Origin of the sequence: Streptomyces sp. NPDC086080 (genome assembly GCF_044540255.1) — a bacterium.
Lineage (GTDB): Bacteria > Actinomycetota > Actinomycetes > Streptomycetales > Streptomycetaceae > Streptomyces.
This window is the reverse complement of record NZ_JBITRU010000037.1, coordinates 40,950-61,803: the sequence shown is the minus strand read 5'-3', so window position 1 is coordinate 61,803 and position 20,854 is coordinate 40,950. Positions and strand designations below refer to the sequence as shown.

17 protein-coding genes and 6 tRNA genes are annotated in these 20,854 nt (G+C 69.4%); 9 read left to right on the top strand and 14 right to left on the bottom strand.

Annotation, left to right across the window (positions count from 1 at the left end; all coding sequences use genetic code 11):
- Positions 1 to 15 precede the first annotated feature (15 nt).
- The 5 genes from ACIF9R_RS32195 to ACIF9R_RS32175 form a co-directional block, all read right to left on the bottom strand.
- Positions 16 to 792, bottom strand: coding sequence for an ABC transporter permease (locus ACIF9R_RS32195; RefSeq protein WP_399985938.1), 777 nt, complete (start codon positions 790 to 792; stop codon positions 16 to 18).
- Positions 789 to 1,751 (bottom strand): ABC transporter ATP-binding protein, encoded by a 963-nt coding sequence (locus ACIF9R_RS32190; RefSeq protein ID WP_399985937.1) that lies wholly within the window; start codon positions 1,749 to 1,751, stop codon positions 789 to 791. Before ACIF9R_RS32190 ends, ACIF9R_RS32195 begins: the two co-directional genes overlap by 4 nt.
- 149 nt (positions 1,752 to 1,900) lie before the next feature.
- Positions 1,901 to 1,973: transfer RNA gene (locus ACIF9R_RS32185), tRNA-Gly, on the bottom strand.
- 80 nt (positions 1,974 to 2,053) lie between these two features.
- Positions 2,054 to 2,125, bottom strand: a tRNA-Gly gene (locus tag ACIF9R_RS32180).
- Positions 2,126 to 2,328: 203 nt separating this feature from the next.
- On the bottom strand, positions 2,329 to 2,646 hold the full coding sequence (locus tag ACIF9R_RS32175) for an Lsr2 family protein (RefSeq protein WP_399985936.1): 318 nt from the start codon (positions 2,644 to 2,646) through the stop codon (positions 2,329 to 2,331).
- A gap of 353 nt (positions 2,647 to 2,999) precedes the next feature.
- Here ACIF9R_RS32175 and purS point away from each other — a divergent pair, with 353 nt between their 5' ends.
- The 3 genes from purS to purL are packed head-to-tail and all read left to right on the top strand — an operon-like array spanning position 3,000 to position 6,219.
- A complete protein-coding gene (gene purS, locus ACIF9R_RS32170; protein ID WP_399985935.1) occupies positions 3,000 to 3,263 on the top strand; it encodes a phosphoribosylformylglycinamidine synthase subunit PurS in 264 nt (87 codons plus the stop codon).
- Entirely contained in the window at positions 3,260 to 3,964 is a 705-nt protein-coding gene (gene purQ / locus ACIF9R_RS32165) for a phosphoribosylformylglycinamidine synthase subunit PurQ (protein ID WP_399985934.1), read from the top strand. Before purS ends, purQ begins: the two co-directional genes overlap by 4 nt.
- Positions 3,961 to 6,219 carry a phosphoribosylformylglycinamidine synthase subunit PurL gene (gene purL, locus ACIF9R_RS32160; protein ID WP_399985933.1) on the top strand — a complete coding sequence of 753 codons (2,259 nt, stop codon included), beginning with the start codon at positions 3,961 to 3,963 and terminating at the stop codon, positions 6,217 to 6,219. The genes purQ and purL overlap by 4 nt, the downstream gene beginning before the upstream one ends.
- Positions 6,220 to 6,357: 138 nt before the next feature.
- Here the strand turns inward: purL and ACIF9R_RS32155 are convergent, their stop codons facing one another.
- The gene (locus ACIF9R_RS32155) at positions 6,358 to 7,197 is read right to left on the bottom strand and encodes a YwiC-like family protein (protein WP_399985932.1); all 840 of its coding nucleotides are present in this window, start codon (positions 7,195 to 7,197) and stop codon (positions 6,358 to 6,360) included.
- A gap of 133 nt (positions 7,198 to 7,330) precedes the next feature.
- Between ACIF9R_RS32155 and ACIF9R_RS32150 the strand changes: the two genes are divergently transcribed.
- The 4 genes from ACIF9R_RS32150 (at position 7,331) to purM (ending at position 11,686) form a co-directional block, all read left to right on the top strand.
- Entirely contained in the window at positions 7,331 to 8,128 is a 798-nt protein-coding gene (locus tag ACIF9R_RS32150) for a sterol carrier family protein (RefSeq protein ID WP_399985931.1), read from the top strand.
- A gap of 79 nt (positions 8,129 to 8,207) precedes the next feature.
- Positions 8,208 to 8,996, top strand: coding sequence for an META domain-containing protein (locus tag ACIF9R_RS32145; RefSeq protein ID WP_399985930.1), 789 nt, complete (start codon positions 8,208 to 8,210; stop codon positions 8,994 to 8,996).
- A 62-nt stretch (positions 8,997 to 9,058) separates the two neighbouring features.
- Positions 9,059 to 10,585, top strand: coding sequence for an amidophosphoribosyltransferase (purF, locus tag ACIF9R_RS32140; protein WP_399985929.1), 1,527 nt, complete (start codon positions 9,059 to 9,061; stop codon positions 10,583 to 10,585).
- 33 nt (positions 10,586 to 10,618) lie between these two features.
- A complete protein-coding gene (purM, locus tag ACIF9R_RS32135; RefSeq protein ID WP_399985928.1) occupies positions 10,619 to 11,686 on the top strand; it encodes a phosphoribosylformylglycinamidine cyclo-ligase in 1,068 nt (355 codons plus the stop codon).
- Positions 11,687 to 11,816: 130 nt separating this feature from the next.
- On the opposite strand, the gene ACIF9R_RS32130 is transcribed toward purM, so the two are convergent.
- Together ACIF9R_RS32130 and ACIF9R_RS32125 are read right to left on the bottom strand one after the other, a co-directional pair.
- Positions 11,817 to 12,068, bottom strand: a complete 252-nt coding sequence (locus ACIF9R_RS32130) for a DUF3073 domain-containing protein (RefSeq protein ID WP_399985927.1) — start codon at positions 12,066 to 12,068, stop codon at positions 11,817 to 11,819.
- A gap of 330 nt (positions 12,069 to 12,398) precedes the next feature.
- A complete protein-coding gene (locus tag ACIF9R_RS32125; RefSeq protein ID WP_399985926.1) occupies positions 12,399 to 13,487 on the bottom strand; it encodes a Leu/Phe/Val dehydrogenase in 1,089 nt (362 codons plus the stop codon).
- Between the two features lie 222 nt (positions 13,488 to 13,709).
- Between ACIF9R_RS32125 and ACIF9R_RS32120 the strand changes: the two genes are divergently transcribed.
- Complete coding sequence (locus ACIF9R_RS32120; protein WP_399985925.1) at positions 13,710 to 14,552, top strand: hypothetical protein; 843 nt, start codon at positions 13,710 to 13,712, stop codon at positions 14,550 to 14,552.
- 539 nt (positions 14,553 to 15,091) lie between these two features.
- A complete protein-coding gene (bldC, locus tag ACIF9R_RS32115; protein WP_003949541.1) occupies positions 15,092 to 15,298 on the top strand; it encodes a developmental transcriptional regulator BldC in 207 nt (68 codons plus the stop codon).
- Positions 15,299 to 15,735: 437 nt separating this feature from the next.
- Here the strand turns inward: bldC and ACIF9R_RS32110 are convergent, their stop codons facing one another.
- The 6 genes from ACIF9R_RS32110 to ACIF9R_RS32085 form a co-directional block, all read right to left on the bottom strand.
- The gene (locus ACIF9R_RS32110) at positions 15,736 to 15,924 is read right to left on the bottom strand and encodes a DUF6274 family protein (protein WP_399985924.1); all 189 of its coding nucleotides are present in this window, start codon (positions 15,922 to 15,924) and stop codon (positions 15,736 to 15,738) included.
- Between the two features lie 362 nt (positions 15,925 to 16,286).
- Positions 16,287 to 16,361 (bottom strand) — tRNA-Asp (locus ACIF9R_RS32105).
- 93 nt (positions 16,362 to 16,454) lie between these two features.
- Entirely contained in the window at positions 16,455 to 20,435 is a 3,981-nt protein-coding gene (gene hrpA / locus ACIF9R_RS32100; RefSeq protein WP_399985923.1) for an ATP-dependent RNA helicase HrpA, read from the bottom strand.
- A 94-nt stretch (positions 20,436 to 20,529) separates the two neighbouring features.
- A tRNA-Phe gene (locus ACIF9R_RS32095) sits at positions 20,530 to 20,603 on the bottom strand.
- A gap of 24 nt (positions 20,604 to 20,627) precedes the next feature.
- Positions 20,628 to 20,702, bottom strand: a tRNA-Asp gene (locus tag ACIF9R_RS32090).
- Between the two features lie 37 nt (positions 20,703 to 20,739).
- Positions 20,740 to 20,812: transfer RNA gene (locus tag ACIF9R_RS32085), tRNA-Glu, on the bottom strand.
- Positions 20,813 to 20,854 lie beyond the last annotated feature (42 nt).

Below are 20,854 nucleotides of genomic sequence, written 5' to 3'. Positions count from 1 at the left end.
CTGCCCTCGCCCGCTTCAGCGCCTCGGCTCCCAGCGGAACCACCGTCGTACAGCGAACACCGCGACCAGGATCCAGGCCACCGCCACGGCAACGGCTCCCAGCGCCCCGCCGGCCGACAGGTCGCCGGTGAAGCCGCCGCGCACCAGGGTCATCACGGGGGTCAGCGGCAGGAACTCGCAGACGGCGGCCACCTTGTCGGGAAGAATCTCCAGCGGGATCATCATCCCGGAGGCCATCATCGACAGGAACATCAGCGGTAGCGGGGTGACCTGCGCGCTCTCGCTGGTCCGGGTGAAGGCCGCGGTGACCGCCGCGAGTCCCACGCACAGCACCAGCCCCAGCAGGAGGCCCAGCACCGACAGATACACGGCGGGCGGGGCCGACATGTCCAGCAGGATCACACAGCCGCCCGCCAGCAGCAGCGACTGCACCAGGCCCGTGGCGGTCGCCGGCAGCGCGGACCCGGCCAGGATCTCGCCGTCCCGCAGTTCCCCGGTACGCAGCCGCTTGAGGACGAGTTCCTCGCGGCGGGCCACGAGGGAACCGACGAGCGCCGAGTAGACGGCGAAGAGGAGCGAGAAGCCGACCGCGGCCGGCAGCAGCATCGTACCGATGGTGAGTCCGGCCCCGGCGAGGTCCATTTCCCTGGCGGTCTCGCGCGCGCTGAGCGGCAGCACCAGCGGTACGAACAGCGCGGCGAAGAGGGTGCCCTTGCTCCGGCCCAGCAGGGTCAGTTCGGCTCGGGCGAGCGCGGTCATCCGGCTCATCGGGGTGGTCACGGATGTGCTCATGCCGCGTACTCCTTCGTCGTCGCCGTTCCCGCGGCAGCCCCCTTGGCGATCGCGAGGAACGCCTCCTCCAGGGACGCCGAGCGCACGTCCAGCCGGTGCAGTTCCACCCCGGCGCGGTCCGCCCACACCAGCAGCGCGGTGGCCGCCCGCTGCAGTTCGTGGGTGCGCAGCCGGACGGTCCGGCCGTCGACGGTGTGGTCGTGCACACCCAGTTCGGCGAGCGGCGGCAGATCGCCCACGAAGTAGCCCTCGGGCAGGTCGAAGGTGATCCGGGACGGTTCGGACGCGGTCACCTCGGCCGGGGTGCCGGTGACGGCGATGCGGCCCTCGTGCATGATCGCGAGCCGGTCGGCGAGGAACTCCGCCTCTTCGAGGTAGTGCGTGGTGAGCAGCACGGTCGTCCCGCGGTCGCGCAGACCGCTCACCAGGTCCCAGGTCTCCCGGCGGCCTTCGGGGTCGAGTCCGGCGGTCGGTTCGTCGAGGAACAGCACCTCGGGATCGCCGAGCAGCGCGAGCGCGAGGTCCAGTCGGCGCCGCTGTCCCCCGGAGAGCTGCTTCACCCGGACGCCGGTCTTCGTCTCCAGCCCGACCAGGGTCAGCACCTCCTCCGTGGGCCGGGCTCCGCTGACGCAGCCCGCCCACATCCGGGCGGTCTCGGCGACGGTCAGCTCGGAGGGGAAACCGCCCTCCTGGAGCATCACGCCGGTGCGGGGCCGAATGACCGCGCGGTCGGTGTGCGGGTCGTGGCCGAGGACCCGGATGCGCCCGTCGGCCGGGGCCGCGAGGCCCTCCAGCAGTTCGACGGTGGAGGTCTTGCCCGCTCCGTTGGTGCCGAGCAGGGCGAAGATCTCGCCGCGCCGCACCGAGAAGTCGATCCCGCGCACCGCCTCGAACCCGCCCCCGTAGACACGTCGTAGGCCGGTGACCTCGATCACGTGCTCGTGTTCGTTGGTTTCCATGCCCCGATCATCCCGGTGGGCGGGCGGCCCGGGCAGTGCGGGCTGTCATTCCCGGACATGACACATGTCAGTCGGCGCCGCCGGGAGACGCTTCCCTCGGGGAGATCACGGCAAAGGCCCCGGTCGATGACCGGGGCCTTTGATCGAAGAGCGGACGACGAGGCTCGAACTCGCGACCTCAACCTTGGCAAGGTTGCGCTCTACCAACTGAGCTACGTCCGCATTGCCTCCGACCGGCTCTCACCGATCGGCGCGGGCACCAGCCTACCTGATCGACATGGATGTCCGGTACGGCGATGCAGAGCGGGTGACAGGAATTGCACACTGCGCCTTCCCCCTGGAAGGGGGATGTTCTACTACTGAACTACACCCGCATGTACTCCGTGAGCCGGGCCTTTCGGCCTTGCCCCTCGGCGTGCTCCAGACTCTAGCTGATCAGCGGGGGTGGTGCGCAAGTCGGTTGCCGCGAGGGGCGGGTGACCGGCCGTCGGGCGGCTCACCCGAACGGGCGCGGCCCGCTCGCCCGCCCGGGTGATCCGGTCTCCGGCGGCCGGCTGCGGGACGGCCGCCGGCCGGCTCATCGCGCCGCGGCGAACGCCTCGTAGACCTTCTTGGGGATCCGTCCCCGCGCGGGAACGTCCATCCGGTTGGCCTGCGCCCAGGCGCGTACGGCGGCCGGGTCGGGGGCCACCTCCGTCTGCCGGTACGCCTTGCCGGAGCGCGACCGCTTGCGGCCGGCGTCCACGTAGGGCTCGAGCGCCTTCCGCAGTTTCCTGGCATTGGCTTCATTGAGGTCGATCTCGTACGACTTGCCGTCGAGTCCGAAGGCGATCGTTTCCGCCGCTTCCGAGCCGTCGATGTCGTCAAAGAGAGTGACCACGACCTTCTGCGCCACGAATATCGGTCCCTTCGTGCGACACCTCTCGTCCGTACGTCCATGATGACGTGCCGGTACGTCGCCGAGATGTCGGCTGTTCGCCTGTAATCGGGCAAAGTATCTGCTAATGACAATTCATTTGTACAGTGCCCGGCAATGCAATGTGAAGCCCGACTAAATCTGTCCGCGTGTCCGCGGCGCAATAGAGATGGGGGAGCGAACGCAGATCTTTCCCGGATTTTTTCCCTCGCGCCTCCTCGCGATGCCGAATCGTGATCGGCCTCACGTAGATTCCTACAACTCTACTCGCGTAGAAATTTGGTGCGGGTAGTCTGAAGGGACCTGCTCAGCACCACACACCGGGAGTGCCAGTGGCACGCGTCGTAGTCGACGTCATGCTCAAGCCGGAGATCCTCGACCCCCAGGGCCAGGCGGTGCAGCGCGCACTGCCGCGACTGGGCTTCGAAGGGATCTCGGACGTCCGTCAGGGAAAGCGATTCGAACTGGAAGTGGACGGGCCGGTCGACGAGGCCGCGCTCGCCCGTATCCATGATCTTGCGGAATCCTTCCTCGCCAACACCGTGATCGAGGACTTCACCGTCCGCGTCGAGAGCGTCGCGGAGGCCGTGAAGTGACCGCTCGTATTGGCGTCGTCACTTTCCCCGGCAGCCTGGACGACCGGGACTCGCAGCGTGCGATCCGCATCGCCGGCGCCGAACCCGTCGCCCTCTGGCACAAGGACAAGGACCTCAAGCAGGTCGACGCCGTCGTGCTCTGCGGTGGTTTCTCGTACGGCGACTATCTGCGGGCCGGCGCCATCGCGCGCTTCTCGCCGGTGATGGACACGGTCATCGACCAGGCCAGGGCCGGCCTGCCGGTACTCGGCATCTGCAACGGCTTCCAGATCCTCACCGAGGCGCACCTGCTCCCCGGCGGCATGCTGGGCAACGACCACCTGCACTTCATCTGCCGCGACCAGAAGCTGCGGGTGGAGAACGCGAACACCGCCTGGACCACCGACTACACGGCCGGCCAGGAGATCCACATCCCGCTGAAGAACATGGACGGCCGCTACGTCGCCGATCAGCGGACGCTGGACGAGCTGGAGGCGGAGGGCCGCGTCGCCTTCCGCTACGTGGTCCGCGGCGAAGCCGCTGATGGATGCGGTAACCCCAACGGCTCGCTCAACGACATCGCGGGCATCACCAACGCCGCCGGCAACGTCGTCGGCCTGATGCCGCACCCCGAGCACGCCGTCGAGTCGCTGATCGGTACGGGCCGTACCGACGGCCTGCCGTTCTTCACCTCGATCCTCAAGAAGCTGGTCAACGTATGAGCCGGACGCCTCTGGACACGGTCGAGCAAGCGGCCGCGACCCCCGACGTCGAGCTGCCCTGGGCCGAGCTGGGCCTGAAGAAGGACGAGTACGAGCGGGTGGTGGAGATCCTCGGCCGCCGCCCGACCGGCGCCGAGCTCGCCATGTACTCGGTGATGTGGTCCGAGCACTGCTCGTACAAGAGCAGCAAGGTCCACCTGCGCCAGTTCGGCGAGAAGGCCCCCGAGTCCGAGGCCCTGCTCGTCGGCATCGGCGAGAACGCCGGCGTCGTCGACGTCGGCCAGGGCTACGCGGTCACCTTCAAGGTCGAGTCGCACAACCACCCCTCCTACGTCGAGCCCTACCAGGGCGCGGCCACGGGCGTCGGCGGCATCGTCCGCGACATCATCGCGATGGGCGCCCGCCCGGTCGCGGTCGTGGACCCCCTGCGCTTCGGCGCCGCGGACCACCCCGACACCAAGCGGGTCCTGCCGGGTGTCGTCGCCGGCATCGGCGGCTACGGCAACTGCCTCGGCCTGCCCAACATCGGCGGCGAGGTCGTCTTCGACGCCTGCTACCAGGGCAACCCGCTGGTCAACGCCGGTGCCATCGGCGTCATGCGGCACGAGGACATCCACCTCGCCAAGGCGTCCGGCGCGGGCAACAAGGTCATCCTCTACGGCGCCAGGACCGGCGGCGACGGCATCGGCGGCGCGTCGATCCTGGCGAGCGAGACCTTCGACGACGCGAAGCCGTCGAAGCGTCCGGCAGTCCAGGTCGGCGACCCCTTCCAGGAGAAGCTCCTCATCGAGTGCACCTTGGAGGCGTTCAAGGAGAAGCTGGTCGTCGGCATCCAGGACCTGGGAGCGGCTGGCCTGTCCTGCGCCACGTCGGAGCTGGCGTCGAACGGCTCCGGCGGCATGCGCGTCACCCTCGACGACGTCCCGCTGCGCGACTCCACGCTCTCGCCCGAGGAGATCCTCATGAGCGAGTCGCAGGAGCGCATGTGCGCGGTCGTGGAGCCGGAGAAGGTCGACCGCTTCCTCGAGATCTGTGACAAGTGGGACGTCATCGCCACCGTCATCGGCGAGGTGACCGACGGCGACCGCCTGGAGATCTACTGGCACGGCGGCAAGATCGTCGATGTCGACCCGCGCACCGTCGCCCACGACGGCCCGGTCTACGAGCGCCCCTACGCCCGCCCGTCCTGGCAGGACGAGCTCCAGGCGGACGACGCGAACAAGCTGGCCCGCCCGGAGACCTCCGAGGAGCTGAAGGACCAGGTCCTGAAGCTGGTCGGCTCGCCCAACCAGGCCTCCAAGCAGTGGATCACCCAGCAGTACGACCACTTCGTGCAGGGCAACACGGTCCTCGCCCAGCCCGAGGACTCCGGCATGATCCGTATCGACGAGGCGTCCGGCCTCGGCGTCGCGATCGCCACCGACGGAAACGGCCGCTACGCCAAGCTCGACCCCTACACGGGCGCCCAGCTGGCCCTCGCCGAGGCCTACCGCAACGTGGCGACGACCGGCGCCAAGCCGCTCGCCGTCTCCGACTGCCTGAACTTCGGCTCGCCCGAGGACCCGGCGGTCATGTGGCAGTTCGCGGAGGCCGTACGCGGTCTGGCGGACGGCTGTCAGCAGCTCGGCACCCCGGTGACCGGCGGCAACGTCTCCCTCTACAACCAGACGGGGGAGGCCGCCATCCACCCGACCCCGGTGGTCGCGGTGCTCGGCGTCATCGACGATGTGGCCCGCCGCACGCCGGTCGCCTTCCAGGAGGAGGGGCAGCTGATCTACCTCCTCGGCGACACCCGGGAGGAGTTCGGCGGCTCGGCCTGGTCCCAGGTCGTCCACGACCACCTCGGCGGGCTGCCGCCCAAGGTCGACCTGGAGCGTGAGCGGCTGCTCGGCGAGATCCTGATCTCCGCCTCCCGCGACGGCATGATCGACTCCGCGCACGATCTCTCGGACGGCGGTCTGATCCAGGCGGTCGTCGAGTCGGCGCTGCTCGGGGAGAAGGGCGCGCGTCTGGTCGTCCCGGACGGGCTCGACGCCTTCACCTTCCTGTTCTCCGAGTCGGCAGGCCGCGCGATCGTCGCCGTGCCGCGCTCGGAGGAGCTCCGCTTCAACGACATGTGCGGTGCGCGTGGTCTGCCGGCCGCCCGTATCGGGGTCGTCGATGGCGACACGGTCGAGGTCCAGGGCGAGTTCGCGCTGACCTTGGCGGAGCTGCGCGAGGCGCACGAGTCGACCGTCCCGGCGCTGCTGGCCTGAGCGGACGGCCCCGCCGCCCGACGCGACGAAGGGGAGCATTCGTCCCGGCACGACACGCCGCCCGCGTGGCGGCTCGCCGGGACGAATGCTCCCCTTCGTGTTGCCGGGACGGATGACCGGGGGCACTCCGGCCTCGGCTCAGGACGTCACCAGGGCGATCGTCACCAGGAGCGCGACCGAGCTGATGATCTCGGCGATGCCGATCCACTTGGGTGTGAGGCCCCGTGGGGGCAGGACGGCCGCGCGGATCAGGAAGCCCGTGAAGGGAACCGCGTACGGCAGCGCCACCCAGGCGGCCGCCGCCAGGGCGAGGGCGTGGAAGACCAGGGACACGGCCAGTACGCGCCGGTTGCCCCGCTCGCGGATGGTGGTCCTGACGAAGAGCAGGGATCCGGTGAAGTACAGGAGCGTCACCAGGAACGGGTCGGCGACCTCCCAGGGCGAGGCTCCGCCGGCCACCGCGACCACGGGGAGGACGAGTGTCGCCGCGACGACCGACACCAGGCCGTTGGCCAGCGCGCGGTCGCGCCGGGCCCGGGCGAAGAGCCCGTTGACCGCGAGGACGGCCGCGAAGAGCGGGGCGAAGAGCAGCAGCTGAGGGCGCGCCAGGAGGACCGTGACCCCGGCGGCCGCGGTGACGCCGCCGTAGAGGAGGAGCTGTGCGCGGACCCGGCCGGGGCGGCGCGTCTTGACGGCCAGCAGGGCGAAGTAGGACAGCAGGTAGCCGCCCACCCAGGCGAGCAGGAGCGGGAGCTGCACCCAGGAGAAGCCGACGGCGATCAGACCGGCGGCGTAGGGGACGAGCAGCATGGCCCAGGCCCCGTGCTGCGGGGGGATCCACTGGCCGCGGCGTCTGCGCGGCCGTGCGGCCGGGGCGGGCCGCGTGACACTTTTCGCGGTGTTCGCGGTGTTCGCGGTGTCCGCGGTGTCCGCGGGCTTCGCGGTGGTGGTGCGGAGTCTGAGTGGCTGTGTGGACATGGGCGCCCTCGTCCGTCGGGCCGTACCCGGACGGGTGCACATCCCGTCGCCCGTCCATGGGACACGGATGAATTCAGTAGAAACAAAAGTCAACTGTTTCTACTGAAAAGGGACTGTAACATAGGCTGCCGTCATGCCACCGGCCAAGAAGCGCACCCGCTCCTACGACCCCGCCAGGACCCGCGCCGCCGTCCTGGCCCAGTTCGGGAACGTACGGTCGGCGGTCCGCACCCTCACCCCGGACCGGCTCGCCCTGCCCACCCGGCTCGGCGACTGGACCGTACGGGAACTGGTCGCGCACATCGGGATGGCGCTGACAGCGGTGGACCGCCTCCTCGACGAGCCCGAGCCCGCCCGGCAGGACGGGCACCTGCTCGACTGGCCGTCGGCCATCGGCGCCGACGCGGACGCCATCGCCGGCACCGCCCGGCGGCTCGCGGCGGACCATCCCGACCTCGACGCCCACCTCGCGGACGTCGAGCAGCGCTTCACCACCCGCCTCGACACACACCCCGGGAGCAGGCTGCTGCCCACCAGCGCGGGCGCGCTGCCGCTGGCCGACTACGTCGTGACCCGCGCCGTGGAGCTCGTCGTCCACACCGACGACCTGAACGCGGCCGTACCCGGTCTGGACATCCCGTACGACCGCCAGGCCCTCGCCGCCTGCACCCGGCTGCTGGCCGACACGCTCGCCGCGAAGGCGCCCGGTGGCTCGACGGAGGTGCGGATCCCGCCGTACGCGGTCGTGCAGTGCGTGGAAGGACCGAGGCACACGCGGGGAACCCCGCCGAACGTCGTCGAGACGGATCCGCTGACCTGGATCCGGCTGGCCGGCGGACGGACGGCCTGGCGGGACGCGGTGGCCGAGGCCAGGGTCGGCGCGAGCGGGGAAAGGGCGGACCTCGGGCCGTATCTGCCGCTGCTGGGGTGAACCGGACCCGGGACGATCCGGACGGGACGAACCGGACGGCCGAGGGGAACCACTCGCTCCCCGCCCTCGTCGAATCGGCATGTACAGGCAGAAGCACCAGCGGCGCATGACCCTGACGGCCCTCGCCGTGCTCGTCGTCCCGCTCGCGGCAGCCTGCGGCAGCGAGAAGGCCGGAGCCGGCAGCGGCACCGCGCAGGCGGAGGGACAGGTCACCGGCACGCGCTGGACCATCGACAGCCTCACCGTCGACGGCACCACCCACCGGGCCCCCGACGGCGCGAACCTCACCCTCGACGACGACGGCCGGGCCACCGGCAGCTACGGATGCAACCTGTTCAAGGGCCGCGTCACCTTCGAAGGCGACCGGATCCGGTTCGGTGGCGACCGGGAGACCACCCTCAGGGCCTGCTCCGAGGAGATCATGGAGCTCGAGAGCGCCGTGTCCCGGGCCCTCGGCGACGGCGCCCTGGCAACCGACGTGAACGGCGACCGCCTCACCCTCACCACCGGGTCCGGCGACACCGTACGCCTGAGCAGGATCGAGGACAGTCCGCTGTACGGCACCACGTGGACCGTCACCACCCCTGCCGCCGACAGCCGCGCCCACCTCACCTTTGACAGGAAGGAGGGCACCGTCACCGGCAGCCTCGGCTGCAACCAGGTGAACGCCGAGGCCACCGTGCGCGACGGCCATATCACCCTCGGCGTGCCGGGCATGACCCGAATGATGTGCGAAGACTCACTCATGGACGCCGAGAAGAGCCTGACGAACCTCTTCGACGGCACCGTGAGCTACCGGATCGAAGGCCGCACTCTCGTGCTGACCAGCGAAAACGGCGCCAGTGTCCGGGCCGTCGCGCAGCGCTGATCCACCGCCGGGGGCATATCCCGCATTCGGATCAGTGGTCGATCTCGCCTACACTCGGTGGCGTGCCACGTGGTGACGGACGACTCAACCACGACCTGCTCCCCGGTGAGAAGGGCCCCCAGGACGCTTGCGGCGTCTTCGGTGTCTGGGCTCCGGGCGAAGAGGTCGCCAAGCTCACGTACTTCGGGCTGTACGCCCTCCAGCATCGGGGCCAGGAATCCGCGGGAATCGCGGTCAGCAACGGCTCCCAGATCCTCGTCTTCAAGGACATGGGACTGGTGTCCCAGGTCTTCGACGAGACCTCTCTCGGTTCGCTCCAGGGTCATATCGCGGTCGGACACGCCCGCTACTCGACCACTGGCGCCTCCGTGTGGGAGAACGCCCAGCCGACGTTCCGCGCCACCGCGCACGGGTCCATCGCGCTCGGCCACAACGGCAACCTGGTCAACACGGCGCAGCTCGCCGAGATGGTCGCCGAACTCCCCAAGGAGAACGGCCGCCCGCCCAAGGTGGCGGCCACCAACGACACCGACCTGATCACCGCCCTGCTGGCGGGCCAGCGTGCCGCCGACGGCGAACCGGTGACCGTGGAGCAGGCCGCGCACGTGGTCCTCCCCCAGGTCCAGGGCGCCTTCAGCCTCGTCTTCATGGACGAGAACACCCTGTACGCGGCCCGCGACCCGCAGGGCATCCGCCCGCTGGTCCTCGGCCGTCTGGAGCGCGGCTGGGTCGTCGCCTCGGAGTCCGCCGCCCTCGACATCTGCGGCGCTAGCTTCGTACGCGAGATCGAGCCGGGTGAGTTCGTCGCCATCGACCAGAACGGGCTGCGCACGTCCCGATTCGCGGAAGCGAAGCCCAAGGGCTGTGTCTTCGAGTACGTGTATCTGGCCCGCCCGGACACCGACATCGCCGGCCGGAACGTGTACCTCTCGCGCGTCGAGATGGGCCGCAAGCTCGCGAAGGAAGCCCCGGTCGAGGCCGACCTCGTCATACCGACCCCGGAATCGGGCACCCCGGCCGCCATCGGCTACGCGGAGGCGTCCGGCATCCCCTTCGGCGCCGGCCTGGTCAAGAACGCGTACGTCGGACGTACGTTCATCCAGCCGTCCCAGACGATCCGCCAGCTCGGCATCCGCCTGAAGCTGAACCCGCTCAAGGAAGTCATCAAGGGCAAGCGCCTGGTCGTGGTCGACGACTCGATCGTCCGCGGCAACACCCAGCGCGCCCTGGTCCGCATGCTCCGCGAGGCGGGCGCCGCCGAGGTCCACATCCGGATCTCCTCGCCGCCCGTGAAGTGGCCCTGCTTCTTCGGCATCGACTTCGCCACGCGCGCGGAGCTCATCGCCAACGGCATGACCATCGACGAGATCGGCACCTCGCTCGGCGCCGACTCCCTGTCGTACATCTCCATCGACGGCATGATCGAGGCGACCACCATCGCCAAGCCGAACCTGTGCCGCGCCTGCTTCGACGGCGAGTACCCGATGGACCTGCCCGACCCCGAGCTTCTCGGCAAGCAGCTCCTGGAGACCGAGCTGGCCGCGGGCACCGCCGCCCCGGCCTCGGTCGACGCGATCCGCCGCCCGTAAGCCCTGACGGACGACACGAAAGCTCTCACAGCCATGTCCCAGAACACTGGTGCCAGCTACGCAGCGGCGGGCGTCGACATCGAAGCGGGCGACCGCGCGGTCGAGCTGATGAAGGAGTGGGTGAAGAAGACCCGGCGCCCCGAGGTCCTCGGCGGCCTCGGCGGCTTCGCCGGCCTCTTCGACGCCTCCGCCCTGAAGAACTACGAGCGCCCCCTGCTCGCCTCCGCCACGGACGGTGTCGGCACCAAGGTCGACATCGCGCGGCAGCTGGGGGTCTACGACTCCATCGGCCACGACCTGGTCGCCATGGTCATGGACGACATCGTGGTGTGCGGCGCCGAGCCGCTCTTCATGACCGACTACATCTGTGTCGGCAAGGTCCACCCCGAGCGGGTCGCCGCCATCGTCAAGGGCATCGCCGAGGGCTGTGTGCTGGCCGGGTGCGCCCTGGTCGGCGGTGAGACGGCCGAGCACCCCGGTCTGCTGGGTCCGGACGATTTCGACGTCGCCGGCGCCGGTACGGGCGTCGTGGAGGCCGACCGGCTGCTCGGCCCGGATCGCATCCGTACGGGTGACGCGGTGATCGCCATGGCGTCCTCCGGTCTTCACTCCAACGGCTACTCCCTGGTCCGGCACGTGCTGCTGGACCGTGCGGGGCTCGCCCTGGAGGCCCGGATCGACGAGCTGGGCCGCACCCTCGGCGAGGAGCTCCTGGAGCCCACCAAGATCTACTCGCTGGACTGCCTGGCGCTGCTCCGCACCAGTGAGGTGCACGCGTTCAGCCATGTCACCGGCGGCGGACTCGCGGCCAACCTGGCCCGCGTGATCCCCGACGGGCTGCACGCGCGCGTGGACCGCTCCACGTGGACGCCCGCTCCGGTGTTCGACCTCGTCGGGCGGACCGGTTCGGTCGAGCGGCTGGAGTTGGAGAAGACCCTGAACATGGGCGTCGGCATGATCGCGATCGTGCCCCAGGAGTCCGTCGACGTGGCGCTGACCACACTGGCCGACCGCGGGGTGGACGCCTGGGTGGCCGGTGAGATCACCGACCGCGGCGAGCACACCACGGGCGCGGCCCTCGTCGGTGACTACGCGAACTGAGCATCGGGACGCTGCCCGCACGACGAGCGGGCGGGCGGCGTCCTGCCCGGGGACCCCTCAGGAGTTCCCGGGCAGCACTGAACCCGGCCGGTGACCGGGGTCACCTACCGGGTTCATGCTCAGCGCAGAGTCAAGCGCCGCGACGCTGACCGGGGGACGGACTGTCCCCGTTCTCGTCGTCGTCTTCCTCATAGAGGTCGGCGTACCGTGCGTACAGTTCGTCGTCCTGCTCATCGTCCTCGAAGCGCTCACCATTCGGTGGTTGGCTCGGCGGCGATGCACCCAGCTCTTCGGCCAGGCGTGAGAGATCAGTCCCACCGCTGTTGTACTTCAGCTGGCGGGCGACCTTTGTCTGCTTGGCCTTGGCCCGGCCGCGCCCCATGGCTCGACCCCCTCAACGACGGGGCTCGACGGCCCCAGAGTCTTGACACGCGTTCATGGTCCAGAACGGGCTCTCCATGGAGAGACCGGTCCGTAGGGCTCCCACGGTACCTGAGCCCGCGCCCATACGGTACGTCGCCCGCATGACGTGCCCGCGCCCCGGACCATTGAGACGTCCTGTCCTTGCTGGTCAACCGCGATTTTAACCACTTGTCGGAGGTCGACCCGCCGGGAGAAGTGAGAGTTCTCTCCAAGTGCCCTCCTGCGGGTACCGCTCACATGTACGAGGGCGACCCGGTCCGGGGTCGCCCTCGTACATCCCGACGGAACCTCAACGGGCCGGACGCGCCTCCGCCATCCGCTGCTCGGCGATCCGGTCGGCCGCGGCGGCCGGCGGAATGCCGTCATCCTTCGCACGTGCGAATATGGCAAGCGTGGTGTCGAAGATCTTCGACGCCTTCGCCTTGCACCGGTCGAAGTCGAAGCCGTGCAGCTCGTCGGCGACCTGGATGACACCGCCGGCGTTCACCACGTAGTCCGGCGCGTAGAGGATTCCGCGGTCGGCGAGGTCCTTCTCCACCCCCGGGTGGGCGAGCTGGTTGTTGGCGGCGCCACAGACCACCTTGGCGGTCAGTACCGGCACGCTGTCGTCGCTCAGTGCCCCGCCCAGCGCGCAGGGGGCGTAGATGTCCAGGCCCTCGGTGCGGATCAGCGCCTCGGTGTCGGCGACGGCCGAGACACCCTGCGGGTGCCGGTCGAGGATCCGGCGCACGGCGTCCTCGCGCACATCGGTGATCACGACCTCGGCGCCCTCCGCGCGCAGGTGCTCCACCAGGTGGTGGCCGACCTTGCCGACCCCCGCGACGCCGACCTTGCGGTCGCGCAGCGACGGGTCGCCCCACAGGTGCTGGGCGGCGGCCCGCATGCCCTGGTAGACGCCGAAGGAGGTCAGCACGGACGAGTCGCCCGCCCCGCCGTTCTCGGGGGAGCGGCCGGTGGTCCAGCGGCACTCCCGGGCCACGACGTCCATGTCGGCGACGTAGGTGCCGACATCGCAGGCGGTGACGTACCGGCCGCCGAGCGAGGCGACGAACCGGCCGTAGGCCAGCAGCAGCTCCTCGGTCTTGATCTGCTCCGGGTCACCGATGATCACGGCCTTGCCGCCGCCGTGGTCGAGACCGGCCATGGCGTTCTTGTACGACATCCCGCGGGCGAGGTTCAGCGCGTCGGCGACGGCCTCCTCCTCGGAGGCGTACGGGTAGAAACGCGTCCCGCCGAGGGCGGGGCCCAGCGCGGTGGAGTGGATGGCGATGACGGCCTTGAGGCCGGTGGCGCGGTCCTGACAGAGCACGACTTGCTCGTGGCCCCCCTGGTCCGAGCGGAACAGGGTGTGCAGGACGCCGTCAGATACGTCGGTCACTGTGGTGACTCCTGAGTAAGTAGCGGCGGGTGGGGTCGGCCCCCGTGGAGGTGGCGGGGGCTGTGAGCAAGAGGTTAGATCCTGAGGCGCCGTACGGCGGCACCCGTGTCCCGGATCACCTCCGTCCGGAGTACCGCAGTGCGGCGATTTGCCCGGGTTTCCCACCCGTCCGAGGGGTGCCCCGGCAGGTTTTCGCGGCGGTCCGCGGGGGAGGGAGCAGGCGTGCCCAAGGTGTCCTCGGTGATCGTCCCCTATGCGACCTACTTGCGCGTGTACGAACCGCTGGCCGCCTTCCCGGAACCGGAACGCGGCCACTGGGCCCGTTACGCGCGCCGTCCGGACCGCCCCTCCTACCAGGACGAACTCCGCCGTTCGCTGGCGAACCTGGCACCCACACCGCCGGTGCCGGTGCCGGTGCACGAGAGCGACGACGCGTTCGTCCTGGAGGCGGACGGTGTGGTCTGCGTCTGCCCGTGGCGCACCCGGTTGCGCGGCTGGCAGGCCCTGGGCGAGCTCGCCGAGGACTTCCCGCTGCCGGTTCTGGACGCCCTGCTGCCCCCGGTCGTACGGCACCAGGCCACCCAGGACTACGAAAGCTGGCTGGCCGGCCACCCCGACGCCCGGCCGTGGATCCGTACCGCGACCTGGCAGGTGCCGATCAACTGGTTCGTGCTGTTCGAGGACAACGAGCGGGAGTACGGCAGGGGCTCCGCCGACGAGGCGCCCGTGCTGCGCTACAGGACCCCCATGGCCCAGGCCCGCCGGCGGGTGGCGCGCGGGCTGCGGGCGCTGCGGGACGCCATGGACGAGAGCCTGCTGATCGACGGACTCGTGGACGTCGGCCGCTGGCTGGAGGAGTTCCATCCGCGCTCGCTGGTCGAGCTGGACTACGGCGGACTGGTGCACGCCCTGCCCGCCGGCTCCCTGGAGGACGACCACTCGGCGGCGGACGTGGCCGAGGGGATCGCGGCGCTGCGACGCGGCGACGAGGAGGGCGCCGGAGCGGCCTACGGGCGCCTCGTGGAGCGCTGGCGGTCGGTGCGTGACCTGCGCTCTGCGAACTGACGTTTGACCAAACGCCCTTCTTGGGGTTTTGTCATCGCCCTGAGGATCCTGAGATTCCATCAGTGCGAGCCCGGCATCGGACGTAGCGGCCGATCCAGGTCGTATGCCCCAAGCGCGTCAAGCGTGACGGACCGCACTTACGCGCCCCTTGCGCCCCTTGCCCACCCTCATGCCAAAATAGGACAAGGAGTCCGGGGAGGGCTCCTCGTCCTACTGTGCTCGACTATGGGTGGAATCTCAGCATTGCACGCTTTGGGGGGTCTGGTGACTCCTGATCGCTGCTGTGACTGATCGTCACAAGGGCGTGACTGTCCGCTATGGCATGGTCCATCGGCTTCCGCGGCTGATGAACACCTGGGAGGGCAATTCCATCGGTTTGGCCGACGTGGTTGGACAGATGGTGTAGTTGTAGTGCCGAGGACAAGCCGTTCGTCCTATAACCGACTCGACCCGCGTCCGCCATTTCGGGCAACGCGGGTCAAGGTGCAGAATTTAGAGGAAAGAACCGAGAAGGTTCGGTTCTCCCGAGGAGGCCGCTCATGACCGCTCGCACCCCTGATGCCGAGCCGCTGCTGACCCCGGCTGAGGTCGCCACCATGTTCCGCGTCGACCCGAAGACGGTCACGCGGTGGGCAAAGGCTGGCAAGCTCACGTCGATCCGCACGCTCGGCGGGCACCGCCGCTACCGCGAAGCAGAGGTCCGCGCACTGCTCGCGGGCATTCCGCAGCAGCGCAGCGAGGCCTGAACAACCGCGTGAACCGGGCGCAACCGGCTGGTCCCCCACTGGTCGAGACGTCCGGGAACCTCAGCTCCAAGCGACGCGGGGACTGCCCCAACAGGCCCCTCGCCCCAGCAGATCAGAGCATTCCAGGTAACTGAACAAGGGCACGTCGTCGATCGCGCTGGACTCCGCCGGGTCCAGCGCGATCTTTTTTGTGCGCTGCTGAGGGGGTGGCGACGCCTCCGGGCGAGGGCCGGGGGCGCTCCGTGTGCGGGCTTGTCCGAGCCTGGGGACGGATGGGGGATCCCCTCGGTGCGGGTCGGCGTGTACGTCTCCGAGCAGTGCAATTGCACATATTAAATTGACTTGGTGTAGGGCAGGTGTAAGTACCGCACTTTCCAAAACTCATACGGTGACACCCGTCACATACCAGTCGGCTTGTTGAGCCTGTGGCATATGCGCTAATGAGAACGCCCGTTGGGGGCGGCTTGTTCCTCGGCGGCCTCCGGGGAGCCGGCCGGGGAGTCCAGCGCGAGCCGCAACAGGCGGTGGCAGATGGGGCAGTGACGCATCAGATGCCCGTAGGACGACGCGGCCGACAGATGCGCACGGAGCAACGCCCGCGTCTCGTGCCTGGCCGATGCGGGCATACGCCACCTCCAGGGGCCTCACGGAGTCACGCCCCGCTTCCTGGGTTACCGAGGCGCGGCGGGCCCGTCAAGACGGCGCAGAGCCGCAGAGGGGGCGCACGGCGCCCCGGAACACGTGAGGGAGCCCGGGTCCGAGGACCCGGGCTCCCTCACGTGGTGGACTGTGTCCGGTCGCGCGGCCTGGGGGGTGGGGGGATGCGGAAGGCCCGCGGTCCCCTTGCGGGGTGCGGGCCTTCCGCTACTGCGGTCCTGACGGGATGTGCTGTGTCCGATCGCGGCTCCGCCGCGGGGCGCGGCCTGAAGTGGCCGGGGTATGCGGAAGGCCCGCGGTCCCCTTGCGGGGTGCGGGCCTTCCGCTACTGCGGTCCTGACGGGATTTGAACCCGCGGCCTCCACCTTGACAGGGTGGCGAGCACTCCAAACTGCTCCACAGGACCAGGTTTCGCGGCGCCGATCGTGCGTTGCGCTGCGAGAAGGACTGTACAGGAGCGGCGCCCCCCTGGTCGAACTCACACTGTGTCCGGACGCGGTTACGGTGCGAGCGTGTCGATCGCCTTCACGATCCGCTTGTCCGACACCGGGTACGCCGTGCCGAGCGCGTGCGCGAAGTAGCTGACCCGCAGCTCCTCGATCATCCAGCGGATGTCCAGGACCTGACGCGGAACGGGCCGCCCCTGCGGCATCTGCTCCAGCAGCCACGCGTACTCGTCCAGCATCTCGTGGACCTTCGCCATACGCGTGGTGTCCCGTTGCGCGTTCGCCGCCATCTGCTGGAGCCGGCGGTCCGCGGCCACCAGATACCGCATCAGGTCCGGCAGCCGCCGCAGTCCCGCCTCCGTCACGAAACCCGGCCGTACGAGCCCGTCCAGCTGTGTCCGTACGTCCTGCAGGTTCGCCAGCAGCGCGGGGCTCCGTACGCCCTTCAGGCGGCGCTCACAGGCCTGCCAGGCGGCCAGTACCTGCTGCACCTGGCCCACCGCGCGGACCGTCGTGTCGACGATCTCCGCGCGGACCTTGTCGAACAGCTTCCGGAACGACTCCTCGTCCCACACCGGACCACCGAAATCCGCGATCAGCCTGTCCGCCGCGGCCGTCGCGCAATCGTCGAACAGGGCCTGGACGGAACCGTGCGGATTCGCGGACAGCGCCAGCTTCTGAGGGTTGGTCAGCTTTTCGGAAGCGAACTTCGCGGGGTTCACCGGAATCCCGAGCAGGATCAGCCGCCGCGTGCCCTTCCACATCGCCTCCGCCTGCTCGGCCTCCGAGTCGAACAGCCGGACCGAGACGGTGTCACCGTCGTCCACCAGGGCCGGATACGCCTTCACCGGCTGACCCGCACGACGCGTCTCGAACACCCGGGTGAGCGAGCCGATCGTCCAGTCCGTCAGCCCCTTGCGCTCCAGCGACTCGCCGCCCTGCCGCTGCGCGGTCGCGGCGGCCGCCTGCGACAGCGCCTTGCGGGCCTTCGGCCGCAGCCGGAGCTTCAGCGCCTCCAGATCCTTGTCCTCGGCAAGGGTGCGTCGCCGCTCGTCGACGATCCGGAACGTCACCTTCAAATGGTCGGGAACGCGCGACCAGTCGAAGTCCTCCGCCACGAACGGCACGCCGACCATCCGCTTCAGCTCGCGGGCCATCGTGACCGTCAGCGGCTCCTGCAAGGGCACCGCCCGCTCCAGGAACGCCCGCGCGAAGTTCGGCGCCGGCACGTAGTTCCGCCGGATCGGCTTGGGCAGGGAACGGATCAACTCCGTGACGACCTCCTCCCGCAGACCCGGGATCTGCCAGTCGAAGCCCTCGTCCGTCACCTGGTTCAGCACCTGCAACGGCACGTGGACCGTCACACCGTCGGCATCCGCGCCCGGCTCGAACTGGTACGTCACCCGGAACTTCAGCGGACCCTGACGCCACGCATCGGGATAGTCGGCCTTGGTGACCGCCTCCGCCGACTCACGGATCAGCATCTCCCGCTCGAAGTCCAGGAAGTCCGGCTGCTCGTGCCGCTTGTGCTTCCACCACGAGTCGAAGTGCGCCCCCGACACCACGTGTTCGGGGATCCGCTGGTCGTAGAAGTCGAACAGGGTCTCGTCGTCGACCACGATGTCCCGGCGCCGGGCGCGGTGCTCCAGCTCCTCGACCTCGGTCAGCAGCCGCCGGTTGTCCGCGTAGAACTTGTGATGCGTACGCCAGTCGCCCTCGACCAGCGCGTTGCGGATGAACAGCTCCCGGGAGACCTCCGGGTCGATCCGGCCGTAGTTCACCTTGCGCTGCGCCACGATCGGCACGCCGTACAGCGTGACCTTCTCGTACGCCATCACGGCCGCCTGGTCCTTCTCCCAGTGCGGTTCGCTGTACGTGCGCTTGAGCAGGTGCTCCGCGAGTGGCTCCACCCACTCCGGCTCGATCTTCGCGTTGACCCGCGCCCACAGCCGGGACGTCTCCACCAGTTCGGCCGACATCACGAACCGCGGAGGCTTCTTGAACAGCGCCGAGCCGGGGAAGATCGCGAACTTGGCGTTCCGCGCGCCCAGATACTCGTTGCGGCCGCCGTCCTTGCGGCCACCGCCCTGACCGGAGTCCTTGGACTCCTTCACGTCCTTCATGCCGATGTGCGACAGCAGACCGGCGAGCAGCGACACATGGATGTGGTCCTCGGCGGCGTCGTCCTCGTTCAGATGGATGCCCATCTGCCGGGCGACCGTCCGCAGCTGCGTGTAGATGTCCTGCCACTCACGGATGCGCAGGTAGTTCAGATACTCCTGCTTGCACATCCGGCGGAACGAGGACGAGCCGCGCTCCTTCTGCTGCTCCCGGATGTACCGCCACAGGTTGAGGAACGCCAGGAAGTCGCTGGACTCGTCGCGGAAGCGGGCGTGCTGCTGGTCGGCCTGGGTCTGCTTGTCCGCGGGCCGCTCGCGCGGGTCCTGGATCGACAGCGCCGCCGCGATGACCATGACCTCGCGGGCGCAGCCGTTCCGGTCCGCCTCCAGCACCATGCGCGCCAGCCGGGGGTCCACCGGCAGCTGTGCCAGCTTCCGCCCGGTCTGCGTCAGGCGCTTGCGGGGGTCCTTCTGCGCCGCGTCCAGCGCGCCCAGCTCCTGGAGCAGCTGCACACCGTCACGGATGTTGCGGTGGTCCGGCGGGTCGATGAAGGGGAACTTCTCGATCTCGCCCAGGCCGGCCGCCGTCATCTGCAGGATCACCGAGGCGAGGTTGGTCCGCAGGATCTCGGCGTCGGTGAACTCCGGACGGGCCAGGAAGTCGTCCTCGCTGTACAGCCGGATACAGATGCCGTCCGACGTACGCCCGCAGCGGCCCTTGCGCTGGTTGGCGCTCGCCTGCGACACCGCCTCGATCGGCAGCCGCTGCACCTTGGTGCGATGGCTGTACCGGGAGATACGGGCGAACCCGGGATCGATGACGTACTTGATGCCCGGCACGGTGAGGGAGGTCTCGGCCACGTTGGTCGCCAGAACGATCCTGCGGCCACTGTGCTGCTGGAACACCCGGTGCTGCTCGGCGTGCGACAGCCGGGCGTACAACGGCAGCACCTCGGTCGACCGGTACCGCTTCTTCGTCAGCGCGTCCGCCGTGTCCCGGATCTCCCGCTCACCGGAGAGGAACACCAGGATGTCGCCCTGCCCCTCCGCCATCAGCTCCTCGACGGCGTCCGTGATCGCCGTGATCTGGTCCCGGTCGGGGTTGTCCGAGTCCTCCTCCAGCAGCGGCCGGTACCGCACCTCCACCGGATACGTCCGCCCGCTGACCTCGATGATGGGGGCGTCGCCGAAGTGCCGGGAGAACCGCTCCGGGTCGATGGTCGCCGATGTGATGACGACTTTCAGATCCGGACGCTTCGGCAGCAGCTGCGCGAGATAGCCGAGCAGGAAGTCGATGTTGAGCGACCGCTCGTGCGCCTCGTCGATGATGATCGTGTCGTAGGCGCGCAGCTCACGGTCGGTCTGGATCTCCGCGAGGAGGATGCCGTCGGTCATCAGCTTGACGAACGTGGCGTCCGGATTCACCTGGTCGGTGAAGCGGACCTTCCAGCCGACGGCTTCACCCAGCGGGGTCTCCAGCTCTTCCGCGACCCGCTCGGCGACCGTACGGGCGGCGATCCGGCGGGGCTGGGTGTGCCCGATCATGCCCCGGACGCCCCGGCCCAGCTCCATACAGATCTTCGGGATCTGCGTGGTCTTGCCGGAGCCCGTCTCACCGGCGACGATCACCACCTGGTGATCGCGGATCGCCTCGGCGATCGTGTCCTTCCGCCGGCTGACGGGCAGCTGCTCCGGATACCGGATCTCCGGCACCCGGGCGCGCCGTTTCGTCATCCGCTCCTCGGCCGCGGTGACCTCCGTCTCGATCTCGGTGAGCACGGCGGCGCGAGCCTCCGGCTTACGGATCTTGCGGGCACCCTCGAGACGCCGCCCGAGCCGGTGTGCGTCGCGCAGCGACAGTTCGGTGAGACGGGAGGCGAGGGAGCCGAGAACGGGGGCAGAGTGCGTAGACATACGGACTCCAGGGTCTCATCCCGCGGAAATGCGCGGCCAACGATTTTGCCGGGGCACACAACAAGGCCCCGATCGATGATCGGGGCCTTTGCTGTGGCTGGGGCCGGGGTCGAACCGGCGACCTATCGCTTTTCAGGCGATCGCTCGTACCAACTGAGCTACCCAGCCGAGGTGTTTCACGTGAAACACCAGCGGTCCTGACGGGATTTGAACCCGCGGCCTCCACCTTGACAGGGTGGCGAGCACTCCAAACTGCTCCACAGGACCAAGCGTGTCGTACGACAGTGTCGCACAGGGTGGTGCGTGCCCCCAACGGGATTCGAACCCGTGCTACCGCCTTGAAAGGGCGGCGTCCTAGGCCGCTAGACGATGAGGGCTATCGGCCCGCCTGGGCGCCTTCCGGCGCGTCGGGGACGTGA